We start from the raw sequence: 14135 nt of genomic DNA, 5'->3' as shown, positions 1-14135 counted from the left end.
ATTTTCAGGTTTACCCGGCTCTCTGCCCCCTTATGGGGGGCGCCGGGGCGGGGGGGGCCCCCCCCCCCCCGGGCCCCCCCCGGCGCCGTCCCCGGGAGCGCCACGGCCGCCGCCAAGGCGCCGCACTCCGCCCGCTACGACCGGCCGTACAGCGGTTTCGCCCCGGCCGACACCGTGCTGCGGCCCGGTACGCCCGAGCGCGCGGGACTCGACCCGGCTCCCATCGACGCGTTCCAACGCGCCCTCGCCACCTGGGAGAACCCGGCGAGCGGGACCAACTACCTCTTCCCCGGCGCCACCGCCCTGATGGTGCGGGACGGCACCGTCGTCCACCGCAGCGCCTCCGGGTACGCGGTGAAGTACGCCGACGCCAAGACCGAACTGCCCGCCGACCAGCAGGTCCCGGCGCGCACGGACACGATCTACGACCTGGCCTCGGTGTCGAAGCTGTTCACCTCGCTGCTCGCGGTGCAGCAGTTGGAGGCGGGCAGCCTCGACCTCGAAACTCCGGTGGCGAAGTATCTGCCGGGCTTCGAGGCGAACGGCAAGGAGAAGGTGACCATCCGCCAACTCCTCACCCACACCTCCGGTTTCGACTCCGGCCCGGTGCCCTCGCTGTGGAAGGGCTACCCGGACACCGCCTCCCGCCGCCAGGCCGTCCTGGACGCCAAGCCCATCAACGCACCCGGCACCACGTACCTCTACTCCGACCTCAACATGCTGAGTATGCAGCTCGTCCTGGAGAAGGTGACCGGCAAGCCGCTGGACGTCCTGCTGCACGAGCGGATCACCGGGCCGCTGCACCTGGACGACACCGGCTACAACCCGCCGAAGTCCAAGCTGGACCGGGTCGCGGCCACCGAGTACCAGGCGAGCCCGGCGCGCGGCATGGTGCGCGGCTCGGTGCACGACGAGAACGCCTGGTCGCTGGACGGTGTCGCGGGCCACGCCGGGGTCTTCTCCACCGTGGACGACCTCGCCGTCCTCGCGCAGACCATCCTCAACGGCGGTGTGTACAAGGGGAAGCGCGTCCTCCCGGAGCACGGGGTGCGACTGCTCCAGCAGAACTTCAACCAGGACTTCCCGGACGACTCGCACGGCCTGGGCTTCGAGCTGGACCAGATCTGGTACATGGGCGGCCTGTCCGGCCCCAGCACGATGGGCCACACCGGCTACACCGGCACCTCGCTGGTGATCGACCCGGCGTCCCGCTCCTTCGCCATCCTGCTGACCAACCGCGTCCACCCGGGCCGCAGCACCCCGTCCACCAACGCCGCCCGCCGCGGCATCACCCAGACCCTCGCCAAGGCCATGCCGGTCAAGGCCCCGGGCAACGGCCCGTCCTGGTACGCGGATCAGGCCGGGAGCACCACCAGCACCGTCACCACCGGCGCACTGCCCGCCAAGGGCCCGGTCGGGGTGGACTTCGACACCTTCGTCAACACCGAGCCCACCGACCAACTGGTCCTGGAGGCGAGCAACGACGACGGCGGCACCTGGAGCCAGATCCCCATGCGGGTGAAGGGCAAGGGCGCCCCCGGGGGTGAAGTGACCTTCCTCTCCGGGCAGTCGGTTCGCGCCTGGTGGACGGTGCACGCCGAGGTGACCAAGGCCGACGAGGGTGTGAAGCTGCGCTGGCGCTACACCACCGACCCGCTGTACGAGGGCCGCGGTGTGAACCTCACCGGAATGAAGGTCCGCGAGGGCGACCACATGCTCCTCAACAGCGACCGCCCCGACGCCCCGCTCACCGCGGAGGGTTGGAAGCGCAACGCGGGAACCGGCGGCAAGTAGCCACCACTTGGTGGCGCCACCCGCCAACCTCTCGCCGCCGCACGGCACTTGGGGGCGTCTGCACTCCGCAGGCGCCCCCGAGGCATATCCGCCGCACATGGATGGAGCCGGTGAACTGGGGCCTGGCGGGGGCGGTTTGGCGTCCACTGGTCCCGTGGCCGGAATCCGCCGAACACCGAGGCCAACGCCACCCCTCACGAAGATCCAATGCCGTGAACTCCTCCCGCACGGACGCACCGTCCGCGTAGCATTCCCCCATACGAACGGGACGGGACACCACACCGGCATGAACCGGACGGTGCCGGGGCGGCGGCGGGGGGTGCGTACAGGAGTGCAGGAACCGATCCACGACGCTTGGCGGGTACGCATCCTCGACGGAGCCGGCCCGAGCCCCGACACCCCGCCCGGCACGCCGCGTTCACACCGCGCCGCCGGTGTACTCCTACCCGGCGGGCTCGTCCTCACCTGCGCCCATGTCATCCAGTCCGCCACCGACTCCGCCGCACCACCGCCGGACACCACCATCGCCGTCGACTTCCCCGGCTCCCGCACCGGTGCCATCGCCAACGCCCGCCTGGTGCCCTGGGGTTGGGCGCCGCCCGGGCCGGACCACCACGGCGACATCGCGGTACTGCGCCTCGACACCCCGCCGCCCGAGGACGTACAGCCCACTCTTCTGCACCGCTGCGGAGAGGCCGCGGGGCGCCGTATCCGGGTCTTCGGCCAGTCCGGTCTGCGGCTGCCCGGTATCTGGGCGCGGGCCGAACTCGTGGGCAGCGGTGGGCTGGACGCCTCCTGGGTGCAGATCGACGCCACCAGTGCCCTGGGCAGCCGTATCCGCGCCGGATACAGCGGCGCCGGAGTCGTGGACGAGGCCACCGGGCAGGTCATCGGGATCGTGGTCGCCGAGGCCCACCCCGCCGAACTGCGGATCTCCTGGATGATCCCCACCGAGAGCGCGCTCGCGCTCTGCCCGCCGCTCGCCGAAGCCGTCGCCCCCGAACCGGAACCCGTACCCACCCCGGCGCCCTTACCCGCGCCCGCGCCCGTCCGCACACCACCGCCGTCCACCGCGCGCTGGCCCGCCGACGCAGAACGCCGCCTCGCCCAGGCCCTGGTGCTCATCCCGAGTATGCGCGACCCCAAGCGCCGCAATCAGATCCTGGACGACACCGGACCCGACATCGCCCTGCGCGCCGAACGCTCCGACGTCCTCCTCCAGGACATCCGCTCCGTCGTCCACCTCTGCCTCCTCTACCCCGACGGCATCGACCGCCTCACCGCCGCCCTCCGCTGGTACGAGGAAGGCTCCCTGCCGCTGACCGACTTCGAGGGACTGCTCGCCGAACTCCGCCCCGACAGGCCCACGCCATGACCGGTGACGGGCTGACAGGTGACGGGCTGTTCGGAACGCAGAGCCTCTACAACCGACTCGCCCGCGAACTCGCCGAGTTGCCGGAGAGCCGCGCCTGGCGCGACCGCGTCATCCGCACCGTCGAAGAACACCTCGGCGCCACCCTCGCCGTGGCGCGCAACGACGTCCCGCTCCGCGACCTCCAGGCCATCGTGGAGATCTGCGGCCTCTACCCGGGCGGACTGCACGCCCTGCTCGACGCCGTCGCCGAGGACTACGCCGGGAGCCTCCCGCTCGCCCGCGCCCAGATCCTCCTCGACCAGTACCTTCCGGCCCCGCTGCTGCGCGCCGCCGAACGCCGCGAACTGTGCGGACTGCTCACCGCGGAAGTCCGCGCCGCGGCCGAGTCCCTCCCACCGTCCGGCAGCGAGCCGCCGGGCCGCCCCGCCGCCAAGTGCACCGGACTGGAACCACTGCTCCAGTGCGCCCTCGAACTCCTCGGCCGCATCCCCGCCACGGGTCCCGCCGACCCCGTCGAAGTCAGGGTCGCCTCGCTGGTCGCCCTGCTGGAGGACGACGTCGAGGTGGAGGGTCGGCCGCACGCCCTGATGGCGTTCGTGGAACAGGTCGCCGCCGCGGCCATGCCCAGGTCCCCGCGTCGCACCGAACTCCTCCGCGACTGGAACGACCGGGTCACCGCCCGCCTCGGCTGGGACCCGGAACTGCTGGAGCGGGTACGCGCCGAGGAGTCAGAGCGGGCCGGGCTGCCCGTGGTGGAGACGGTGCTGGTGGTGGAGATCACCTCACGCCGCAGCGCCGCCGAACTCTTCACCGTCCGCGCCCGCCTGATGGACCACCGCTACCAGCTCACCCCAGTCCTCTGGGACGAACGGGCCCGCGGCCGCGGCCAGTTGGAGGCCGGAGTGGACCGGGTGCACACCCGGGCCGTCACCCGTCTCGCCGACCTCGCCTCCGGACTGCGGGTCGAGTTCATCCTGCCGCGGCACCTGATCTGGCTCGACGTGGACCGCTTCCCGGTGAGCCCGATGGGCATGGGCGCCCGCCCCATCGGGGAGGAACACATCGTCCACGTACGGCCGTTGGACCGGATCGCCCTCACCCATGTCAGCGCCCACCACCAGCGTCGCTGGCGCTGGCTCCAGACCCACGGCGGCGAGTACCAGGAGAGCGCCGTGGCCTTCGTGGAACCGGGAGAGGGCCCCGACCCGGGCCGGCTCCGCCGCGAACTGCGCTTCCAGCGGCCCGAGACGCCCGTGCTGTACATACTCTTCGAGCCACCCGGGCATACGGAGGACCGGGCCGAGGACTATCTGACGGTGCTCTTCGAAGCGGGGGTTCCGGTGGTGATCGGAGTACGCACCGGCGGCGAGACGCACGCCGCCCGCCAGGAAATTCGAAACTTGCTGAAAACGGCTCCCAAGGAGCTTCCCGAACGGGTAAGACTGTTACGAGGTGGCGTGCGTCCCGCAGCGAACGGCGCGATAATGACAGCGGATCCGGACTCGACATCGGACGCGGACGTGGAAGTCGACATCAGCCTCGTATGGGACAGTCCGGAAGGCCTCAAGGAGTTGCGGTCCGTACTTCTGCAACCGCCGATCAGGGGGGAAGATGACCGGCCGGCCTGAGACGACCGAGCACGGTGACGCACCGGCCGACCCGCCGTGGTGGATCTTCCACGACGACGGGCGGGAGGCCACCGCCGCCGCACCCCCCGAGCTGCCCCCGCCCCCGCCCTGGCGGATCTTCGAGGCCTCCGGCACCCCGATGGACACCCCGGAGGCCACCGCCCAGGGGCGCCGCCGCCTGGGCCGCCCGGCCGCCGGCACCCTGGACGCGGAGGTCGTGGAGCGCGTCAACGCGGCGATCCACGTCCGCCGCCCCCTACTCGTCACCGGCCGCCCCGGCACCGGCAAATCCAGCCTCGCCCACCGCATCGCCGCCGAACTCGCCCTGGGCCCCGTCCTGTCCTGGCCCGTCGTCAGCCGCACCACCCTCCACGACGGCCTCTACGACTACGACGCCATCGGCCGCGTCCAGGACGCCCACCCCGGCTGGGGCGAACCCGAGCTGCCCGACGTCGGCCGCTACCTCACCCTCGGCCCCCTCGGCACCGCCCTGCTGCCCTGGCGCCGCCCCCGCGTCCTGCTCATCGACGAACTCGACAAGAGCGACATCGACCTCCCCAACGACCTGCTGCACGTCTTCGAAGAGGGCGAGTTCCGCATCCGCGAGCTCCAACGGCTGCGCCACGCGGGGCCGGTGCCGGTGCAGACCGCCGACCACGGCGAGCCGGTCCCCGTCGAGCACGGCCTGGTGCGCTGCCATGAATTCCCCCTGGTCGTCATCACCAGCAACGGAGAACGCGAGTTCCCGCCCGCGTTCCGCCGCCGCTGCCTCGAAGTACGGATGCCCGACCCGGACGAGCAGCGCCTCACCGCCATGGTCGCCGCCCACTTCGGAGGCCGCACGGGAGCCGAAACCACCGCGCTGGTAAGGGAGTTCCTCGACCGCAGCCGCGACACCGGCGGCCTCGCCGCCGACCAACTGCTGAACACCGTCCACCTGCTGTCCAACGGCGCGGCCAAGACCGACGACACCTCCTGGGAGCGGCTGCGCATCGCCCTCTGGCACACCCTGGGCTCGGAAACACCGACATGACCACACCCCGGTACGGCAGGGAGACCGACGGCCCCACGCCCCGCGAGTGGGCCGAAGCGGTGCTGCTGCTCCAGCGGATGCGCACCGCCGCCTCCCGCCCCGCACCCCCCACCGAGCACGCCCCACCGGCCCCCGCACCCCCGGACACCCTCCCGCCTCCCGCCCAACACGCCGCCGACACCGCGCAGTTGGACCGGTGGAGCGGAGCCGACGCCACCGCCCGGCCCGGAACGGCCGGCGAACCGTGGACCACCACCTCCGGACCACCCGCCCCACCCGCCCCGCTCGTCCCCTTCGACACGGAGGCCCCGCCCCTCACCCCGCCCTGGGCCGACCCCGCCGCCCCGGAACGCGAACCCCAACTTCCCGCGCCCCTGGGCCTCGCCCGCGCCCTGCGCCCCCTCGGCCGCCGCCGCACCTCCACCCACCGCTTCGACCTCGACGAGGAACGCACCGCCACCCGCGCCGCCGAACAGGGCTACTGGGAACCGGTCTTCCAGGGCGCCCAGGAGAACTACTTCGACCTCGCCCTCGTCGTGGAGGACAGCGTCTCCATGTCGGTGTGGTCCGGCACCGCCCGCGCCCTCACCCGCCTCTTCCAGCAGCAGGGCGCCTTCACCGACGTCCGCACCTGGCGCCTCGACACCTGGCACCCCGAAGGCCCCGTACTCCACACAGAACGCGGCACCGTCGCCCGCACACCCCGCGAACTCGTCCACCCCGCACGGCGGCGCATCGTGCTGGTACTCAGCGACTGCGTCGGCGAACCCTGGTCCAGCGGCGCCGTCCCCGGGCTGCTGCACCTGTGGGCGCGGCACGGCCCGGTCGCCGTACTCAACCCGCTGCCCAGCCATATGTGGGACCGCTGCGACGCCGTCCCCGTCGACGTCACCCTCCAGGCCCCCACCGCCGCCCTGCCCAACTCCGCCCTCGGACTCCGCGCCCCCCGCCCCCGCCCCCACAACGACGCACAACCCCCCGTCCCCGTGCCGGTACTGGAGATCGAACCGGAATGGCTCGCCTCCTGGGCCGCACTCGTCACCGGCGCAGGCACCGGCTGGCAGGCCGCCGCCGCCCTCCTCACCCGCCCTGGCGGACTCGACCCCCGCTCCACTCCGGTCACCCACGACACCCACGACTCCGTGACACAGGCGGCGGACGAACTCGCCCCCGACCAACGGGTCCGCGCCTTCCGCGCCGCCGCCTCCCCGGCCGCCGGACTCCTCGCCGCCCACCTCGCCCTCGCCCCCCTCACCCTCGATGTGATGCAGCACGTCAAAAGCGCGGTCCTGCCCCGCGTCGGACCGCTGCCCCTCGCCGAGGTCCTCCTCAGCGGCCTCCTGGAACGCACCGCCACCCCCGACGCCGCGTTAGCCCAACAGCCGTCCCCCGCACCGGACTTCACCTTCCGCGACGGCGTACGCAACCAGCTCCTCGGCGGTCTCGGCCGCGCCGAGCTGTACCGCGCGCTGCAAGGCGTCACCGCCGTCGCGGCCCGCGCCATGGGCGCCGACCCGAGCCTCCTCACCCGCCAACTGCTCAGCCCCGAGCGGCCGTTCGCGTTTTCGCTGACCCCCGCGGAACGCGAACTCGCCGCCGCGGCCCAACCGGCCCTCGCCGCCCTGGGCCGCCCCTACAGCGCACTCGCCGAGCGGGTACGCAGCCTCCTGATGCCCTCCGCGTCCCCACCCCGGCGCGGAAGCGGAACGAACCCCTGGGGTGAGCGAGAGGAAAACGAGATGGCAGGGACGGCTCGGGACCCGCAGTCCTCCGAAGCAGCGGGGCCCCACCCCGGCACATCCGCAGGCGGCCCCGGCAACGGCGCGTCCCTCACCGAGAGCGCCACCGGTCACTCCAGCGCCCCCGGCCGCAGCGCCGACACCGGCTCCCACTCGATGCCCCCCAGCCGGGCACCCGGCGGAGTGCCCCTGCCCAACGCCAACTTCACCGGCCGCGAGGCCCACCTGCGCCAACTCCGCGCCGAACTCAGCGAGAACCGCTCCGCCGCCGTCCTCCCGCAAGCCCTCTACGGCCTCGGCGGCGTCGGCAAGACCCAACTCGCCATCGAATACATCCGCCGTCACGCCGAGGAGTACGACCTGGTGTGGTGGGTGCGGGCCGAGCAGCCTGCCGTCATCCGCTCCTCCCTCGCCGCCCTCGGCTCCATCCTCGGCATCAAGGAAGGCTCCGACGTCGACGGCGCGGTGAACCGCGTCATCGCCGCCCTCGCCAGCGGCCACCCGGTACGCCGCTGGCTCCTCGTCCTCGACAACGCCCTCGGGCCCGAGGAGGTCACCCCGTACATCCCGCACATGGTGGGGGTGCCCGGGGGAGCGGGCCATGTCATCATCACCTCCCGCGACGCCGGCTGGGCCGACAGGGTGCGCGCCGTCAAGGTCGACGTCTTCACCCGCGACGAGAGCATCACCTTCCTCCGCCGCCGCGGCGACATGGCCGAAGCCGACGCCGGCCGCCTCGCCGACGCCCTCGGCGACCTGCCGCTCGCCGTGGACCAGGCCGCCGCCTGGCAGGCCAGCACCGGAGTCGCCCTCGACGAATACCTCGAACTCCTGGAGCACCACCGCACCGACCTGCTCGCCGAGACCGCCGGCGGCGGCAGCCGCCCCGTCAGCGCCGTCTGGCAGGTCTCCATGAGCAGCCTGCGGGACCGCAATCCCGGCGCCCTCGAACTCCTGCGGCTGCTCGCCCACTTCGGGCCCGACCCGATCCCGCAGTCCCTGCTGCACAACGCCCGCCTGCTGAACCTGCCGGACGCCCTCGCCGCCACCGTCCGCGACCCCCTCAGCCGCTCCCGCGCCATCCGCGACATCGGCCGGTACTCCCTCCTCACCATCGACAACGGCGCCGGCACCGTCCAACTCCACCGCCTGGTCCGCAGCGTCCTCCAGGACAGCCTCGACGCCCAGTCCGCCGAAGAACTCCGCCACGCCACCCACCTGCTGCTCGCCGCCCACGACCCGGGCGACCCCGAGGTCCGGCGCAACTGGGACATCTACGGCGAGATCCTGCCGCACGCCGAGAGCTCCGGAATGCTCACCTGCGACCAGGCGGACGTCCGGCACACCGTGCTCAACCTCATCCGCTGCCTGCTGGCCCGCGGCGACCTCCGCAGCGGAGGGTCCCTCGCCCGCCACGCACACGAGACCTGGACCCGGACCATCGGTCCGGACGAACTCCAGACCATCAGCGCGGCCCGCCTCCTCGCCGCCACCCTGCGGTCACGCGGTTCCTACCGGGAGGCCCGCGACATCACCGAGGACGCGCTGCAACGGCTGCGGGCCACCGTCGGCGAGGAGCACGAGGACACCCTCAGCGCCACCGGTGCCCTCGCCGCCGACGAGCGCGCCACCGGCGACTTCGCCGCCGCCCTCACCCTCGACGAGACCGCCTACCGGATGAGCAAGCGCGTCTTCGGCTCCGACGACGTCAGCACCCTCACCGCGGGACACAACTACGCGGTGAGCCTGCGAATCAGCGGCCTCTTCTTCAAGGCCCGCGAACTCGACCACAGGGTGTGGCAGGTGCGCACCATGGTCCTCGGCGCCACCTCCCGCTCCACCCTCTTCACCCTCAACAACTACGCCCGGGACATGCGCGAATGCGGCCAGTACGCCGAGTCGCGGAGCCGCCAGGAAGAGACGGTGGCGCTGTACTACCAGCACTACGGCGAGGATCACCCGCACACCCTGCGCGCGTTGAAGAACCTCTCCGTCGCCAACCGCAAAGCCGGCGACTTCGCCCGAGGCCTGGAACTGGCCGTCTCCGTATTGGAGAGCTACCGCCAGCGCGACCGCGAGCTGCAGCCCGACACCATCGCCGCCCTCACCAACCTTGGCAACGACCTGCGCCTCACCGGCGACCTCCAGGGCGCCGCCCGCACCGGCCTCCAGGCACTCGACAACTACCGGGAGACCGTGGGCGACCACCACCCCTTCACCTATGTCGCCGCCCTCAACCACGCCGTGGTGCTGCGCGCCCTCGGTGAGACGCCCCGCGCCCACCGCCTCGACCAGGAGACCGTGGCCGGGATCACCGAGGCGCTCTGGCCGGACCACCCGTGGGTGCTGATGGCCCGCGCCAACCTCGCCACCGGTATGGCCCGCCTCGGAGACACCGCGGGATCAAGGGAGTTGAACACCGAGATCTCCGGCCGGCTCACCGAACTCCTCGGCGAGACCCACCCCACCACCCTCGCCGTCCGACGCAACCTCGCCCTCGACCTGGCCGCCGCCGGCGAGGACCGGCAGGCCGGCGAACTCTCCGCCACCGTCCTCGACCAGTACCGCGGCACCCTGGGCGAGAACCACCCGGAGACCCGCGGCTGCGCCGCCGGCGTACGCGCCGAAATGGACATCGAACCGCCGCCGCTGTAGGGCGTGTGAGCCCGCGTGCGCCCCGCCTTCAGGTTCGGCGGGGCGCACGGCGGCGGGCGGTTGGCGGTAGCTCAGGGGCGGCGGGCCAGGCGGGCCAGATCCCGGGTGACTGTCCGCTGTACATGGCCGATGAAGGCCCGCAGGTCCGGGCTGTACACCGACGGGTTGCGGAAGCCGCTGCCGGGCCGGTACCGGTGCGCGTACATCCCGCCGCCGCACACCTCAAGCACCGGGCAGCGCAGACACTCCCCGTCCAGCCCGGCCCGCCCCAACTGCCCTGCCACGATGCCCGGATGGTCCAGCAGATCGTCCAACTCGTGCCGGAACACATCGCATCCGGTCTCCGGCGCACCCTGGTACGCCGTCTTCAGCAGATCGGACTGGGTGAGCCGGCCGTCCGTCTCCACCACCACGACCCGCGACGGCCCACCGCCCACCGTGCCCACCGAGGCCTCCCCGCCGAGCAGCAGATCCACCACACTCTCGAAGAACGGCAACCGGAAGGGCTGCACGGGCTCCCGGTACCAGAGGTCGAAGAAGGCCGAAAGCCAGTCCGCATAAGGGGTGTTGGCCGGATCCGCGGTACGGCCGGGCGGCGGGCTGCCCCAATTGCCCAGCGGCAGCAGCAGATCGACGGCGGGCGGCCGGTAGGACAGCAGATGCCGGTAGGCGGCGGCCGGATCGCTCGCCGCGTCCACCGTGCACAACAGGCCCGCCCACAGCGGCCGATGGCGCGGCGAGTCCAGCAACCGCAGCGTCTCCGCCACCGCACGATGGCTGCCCGCCCCGTCCGGCCTGGCGCGCTGCCGGTCATGGGTGTCGCGCTCCCCGTCCAGACTCACCCCGAGCTGGATCCGCCGCCGGTGGCACACCCGCAGCATCTCCTCGTCGACCAGCGTCCCGTTCGTCTGCGCCAGCACATCGAGGCGCGTGGACGAGGGCAGCAGCTCCCGCAGCCGCCCCACCACCCGATCCAGGAACTCCGCCCCGGCGAGCAGCGGTTCACCGCCGTGCAGCAGCACCCGCATCGAGGACAGCCGGTGCCGGGCGGCGTGCGCCGCGATCCGGCGGCAGGCACGCTCGGCCACCGCCGGAGACATCGCCCGCGGCTGATCACGCCAGGTGTCGTCCGCGGCGCGGTACACATAGCAGTGCGCGCAGGCCAGATTGCAGCGGCTGTGCACCTTCAACAGGACTTCACGGAACGGTAATCGGGGCAGCCCGGCCGCGCGCAGTGCCGCCACATCGAGTGCTTCGTCGGGCCAGAAGGCCGCCTCGCTGTCGGTTCGGCCGGCGGCCGCCGTCACGGCAGGGACACGTCGGGCGCCGCGGACACCAGGAGTTGGGTGCCCGACTCGTAGCAGGACAGCGGCTCCCCACCCGCCGCCTCCGCCGCGGTGACCCGCCGCATCGCGTTCGCCAGCACGCCGGACGGTGGGTCGAAGACGTCGTCCAGGGGAAGACCGGACGGATCCGGTGGCGTCAACTGCCGCTCCCCGCTGGTCCCGTGCATCGTTTCCCCTCCGATGTCGCTGGACGCCTCATGCCGTACGTCATCGACACACATGCCATCGACACACCTGTCCTCGACACACATGCCATCGATATATACGTCATCGATCGAAGTCACCGATCCAGAGTAGACGAGCAGACCGCAGAGCGCACCGGGCGCCCACACCCCCAAGCCACGCGCCCCCGGGCGCCCCCGGCACTCGGACGACGGTGTGAGCGAGCGTCAAGATCCTTGCGGAGATGCCAAAATGGCCCCTGCACGCAAGCAGGGCCACCGGGGACCGGCGACCGGTGGCCGGTCCGAGGGAGCGAGAGCATGGCCAGCGAACGGGACGGCAAGCGTCAACTCTCCCTGCCCGCCGCCTGGTTACCGGGATCCGGGCCGGACGGGGACGGCCTCCAGCGGTGGGCCCTGCTCGCCGTCGTCATCGGCGCCATCGCGGGCGCCGGCGCGGCCGGACTCTTCGGACTGCTCGAAGTCTGCACCCACTGGGTCCTCGGCACCCTCGGCGGCCACCACCCCTACCGCACCACCATGGAAGGCGGTTTCGCCACCGCCGGGCCGTTCGACCGGCCCTGGGCGGTACCGCTGGTGGTGGCGGGCGGCGCACTCGTCGGCGCCCTGCTGGTACGGCTGCTGGCACCGGAGGCCGGGGGCCACGGCACCGACGCGGCCATCGCCGCCGCCCACCACACCCCGCTCGACATGCGGGGCCGCGTCACACTCGTCAAGATGGCCGCCTCCGCCATCACCCTCGGCTCCGGCGGCTCCGGCGGTACGGAGGGGCCCGCCGCCCAGATCTCCGCCGCCTTCGGCTCCGTCATCGCCCGCCGCGCCCGCCTCACCCCCGCCCAGGCCCGCACCGCCGTGGTCATCGGACTCGCGGCCGGTGTCGGAGCCGTCTTCCGGGCGCCCCTCGGCGGAGCCCTGCTCGGCGCGGAGTTGCTGTACCGCAAGGACGCCGACGCCCGCGTCATCCCCAAGTCACTCCTGGCGTCCGCCGCGGGATACGCGGTCTTCGGCGCCTGCTTCGGCTTCGGACCCGTCTTCGGCAGCCACAGCGCGAGCGCCGCCCTCGGCCTGGGCGATCTACCCCTACTGCTCCTCGTCGGCCTCCTCGCGGGCGGTGCCGGACGGCTCTACGTGGGCGCCTTCCACTGGGTGCACCAGCGCGTCCAGCCCCGCTCCACCGGCACCGCCGCCAAACTCCTCTTCCCCGCCGCGGGCGGTCTGCTCGTGGGCGGACTCGGCCTGCTCTTCCCCGGCGTACTCGGCACCGGATACGGGCTGATGGAAGGCGTGATGCGGCGGGACGTACTGCTGCACCTCTCGCTCTGGGTGGTCCTCCTGCTGCCCCTGGCGAAGATGCTCGGCACCGCGCTGAGCATGGGCTCGGGCGGCACCGGCGGCATCTTCGGACCGGGCCTGGTGGTGGGCGCGGGAGTCGGGGCCGCGGTCTGGCGGCTCGCCGACGGCCTGGACCTCGCCCCGCACAGCCCCGCCCTGCTGGTGGTCGCCGGAATGGCCGCCTGCCTCGGCCCCGTGGTACGCGCACCGCTGGCGGTCCTGGTGATGGCGGTGGAGACAGCGGGCGACGCCGGGCTGACGGGACCCGCCATCATCGCCGTACTCACCGCCTGCGTCGTAGTCCGCGGCGTCACTCTCTACCGCAGCCAGCCCGACCACCCGGCGGAGGTGCCGCTGCCGGGGGAGCCGGCGGGGGAGGGGACGGCGCAGGTGGCGGGGGGACTCGTCGGTGCGCCGCCGTCCGACTCCCCGCCTTCCGCCGGGGCCGCTGTGGTCGCCGGTGCCATCGCCCGGCCGCCGGCGCCGGCCCCCGCTCCGGAACCCGAACACGCGGAGGCGGAACGGAAGTAGGGCCGCCCCCCCCGCCACCGTCCATCCGCTACTCGTCGATCCGTCTACTCCTCGTCGTCCTCGTCCTCGTCGTCCTCCGCGCGGGCCGCGGCCGCCGTCGCATCCCGTTCCCAGGTCATCTTGATCTTGATGTGGCCGTCCATCCCCGTCTTGGCGATCACCGCGCCCGCCTGCGCGCTCAGCTTCACCCCGAACTCCAGCTCCACCGCGGCCGGTTGGCGCGGCATCGTGGTCAACTGCGCCAGCGCACGCGCCGCCGCCTCCCGTACCCGCGCGAACCCCGCGTCGAAGGCCTGCGCGGCCGTGGCCACCCCGTCAGGGCCGGAGGCGGCGAGCGTCACACCCGCGTCATCGTCGAGTACCTCCACCACGACCTCGGCCGAGCCGTCCCCGAACGGAAACGCCACCAACTCGCCCATCACACCCCGCCCTTCACCCATACCGGTCCGGTCCACCCGGGCAGTCCCCGGCGCGCACACCCACCCGGCCCCCCGAAGCCTAGCCGGAGGCCCCAGGAGGT

The 14135-nt window shown here is 72.8% G+C and carries 9 protein-coding genes; 6 read left to right on the top strand and 3 right to left on the bottom strand.

What is annotated here, in order from left to right; translation table 11 throughout:
- Window positions 1-174 precede the first annotated feature (174 nt).
- The 5 genes from ACFVST_RS01505 to fxsT all read left to right on the top strand — a co-directional run bounded on the left by ACFVST_RS01505 (window position 175) and on the right by fxsT (window position 10224).
- The gene (locus tag ACFVST_RS01505; RefSeq protein ID WP_390145703.1) at window positions 175-1794 is read left to right on the top strand and encodes a serine hydrolase; all 1620 of its coding nucleotides are present in this window, start codon (window positions 175-177) and stop codon (window positions 1792-1794) included.
- 331 nt (window positions 1795-2125) lie between these two features.
- Window positions 2126-3169 (top strand): trypsin-like peptidase domain-containing protein, encoded by a 1044-nt coding sequence (locus tag ACFVST_RS01500; protein WP_390145701.1) that lies wholly within the window; start codon window positions 2126-2128, stop codon window positions 3167-3169.
- Window positions 3166-4797 (top strand): hypothetical protein, encoded by a 1632-nt coding sequence (locus ACFVST_RS01495; RefSeq protein WP_390145699.1) that lies wholly within the window; start codon window positions 3166-3168, stop codon window positions 4795-4797. The genes ACFVST_RS01500 and ACFVST_RS01495 overlap by 4 nt, the downstream gene beginning before the upstream one ends.
- Window positions 4781-5830 (top strand): AAA family ATPase, encoded by a 1050-nt coding sequence (locus ACFVST_RS01490; protein WP_390145697.1) that lies wholly within the window; start codon window positions 4781-4783, stop codon window positions 5828-5830. Before ACFVST_RS01495 ends, ACFVST_RS01490 begins: the two co-directional genes overlap by 17 nt.
- Complete coding sequence (fxsT, locus tag ACFVST_RS01485) at window positions 5827-10224, top strand: FxSxx-COOH system tetratricopeptide repeat protein (protein WP_390145695.1); 4398 nt, start codon at window positions 5827-5829, stop codon at window positions 10222-10224. Before ACFVST_RS01490 ends, fxsT begins: the two co-directional genes overlap by 4 nt.
- A gap of 71 nt (window positions 10225-10295) precedes the next feature.
- Here the strand turns inward: fxsT and ACFVST_RS01480 are convergent, their stop codons facing one another.
- Together ACFVST_RS01480 and fxsA are read right to left on the bottom strand one after the other, a co-directional pair.
- A complete protein-coding gene (locus ACFVST_RS01480) occupies window positions 10296-11531 on the bottom strand; it encodes an FxsB family cyclophane-forming radical SAM/SPASM peptide maturase (protein ID WP_390145693.1) in 1236 nt (411 codons plus the stop codon).
- Window positions 11528-11737: an FxSxx-COOH cyclophane-containing RiPP peptide gene (gene fxsA, locus ACFVST_RS01475; protein ID WP_390145691.1), complete on the bottom strand. Its 210-nt coding sequence runs from the start codon at window positions 11735-11737 to the stop codon at window positions 11528-11530. Before fxsA ends, ACFVST_RS01480 begins: the two co-directional genes overlap by 4 nt.
- Window positions 11738-12052: 315 nt before the next feature.
- Between fxsA and ACFVST_RS01470 the strand changes: the two genes are divergently transcribed.
- Window positions 12053-13615 (top strand): chloride channel protein, encoded by a 1563-nt coding sequence (locus ACFVST_RS01470; protein WP_390145689.1) that lies wholly within the window; start codon window positions 12053-12055, stop codon window positions 13613-13615.
- Between the two features lie 44 nt (window positions 13616-13659).
- Here ACFVST_RS01470 and ACFVST_RS01465 read toward each other — a convergent pair whose 3' ends face one another.
- The gene (locus ACFVST_RS01465) at window positions 13660-14055 is read right to left on the bottom strand and encodes a CU044_2847 family protein (protein WP_390145687.1); all 396 of its coding nucleotides are present in this window, start codon (window positions 14053-14055) and stop codon (window positions 13660-13662) included.
- Window positions 14056-14135: the final 80 nt, after the last annotated feature.

It is taken from the genome of Streptomyces sp. NPDC058045 (genome assembly GCF_042885635.1).
Classification (GTDB): Bacteria; Actinomycetota; Actinomycetes; order Streptomycetales; family Streptomycetaceae; genus Streptomyces.
This window is presented reverse-complemented; position numbering and strand designations above follow the sequence as displayed.

Coding starts and splice junctions, on each gene's coding strand:
- fxsT (WP_390145695.1), top strand. CDS start 5,827: ATGACCACACCCCGGTACGGCAGGGAGACCGACGGCCCCACGCCCCGC.
- fxsA (WP_390145691.1), bottom strand. CDS start 11,737: ATGCACGGGACCAGCGGGGAGCGGCAGTTGACGCCACCGGATCCGTCC.
- ACFVST_RS01495 (WP_390145699.1), top strand. CDS start 3,166: ATGACCGGTGACGGGCTGACAGGTGACGGGCTGTTCGGAACGCAGAGC.
- ACFVST_RS01470 (WP_390145689.1), top strand. CDS start 12,053: ATGGCCAGCGAACGGGACGGCAAGCGTCAACTCTCCCTGCCCGCCGCC.
- ACFVST_RS01465 (WP_390145687.1), bottom strand. CDS start 14,055: ATGGGTGAAGGGCGGGGTGTGATGGGCGAGTTGGTGGCGTTTCCGTTC.
- ACFVST_RS01490 (WP_390145697.1), top strand. CDS start 4,781: ATGACCGGCCGGCCTGAGACGACCGAGCACGGTGACGCACCGGCCGAC.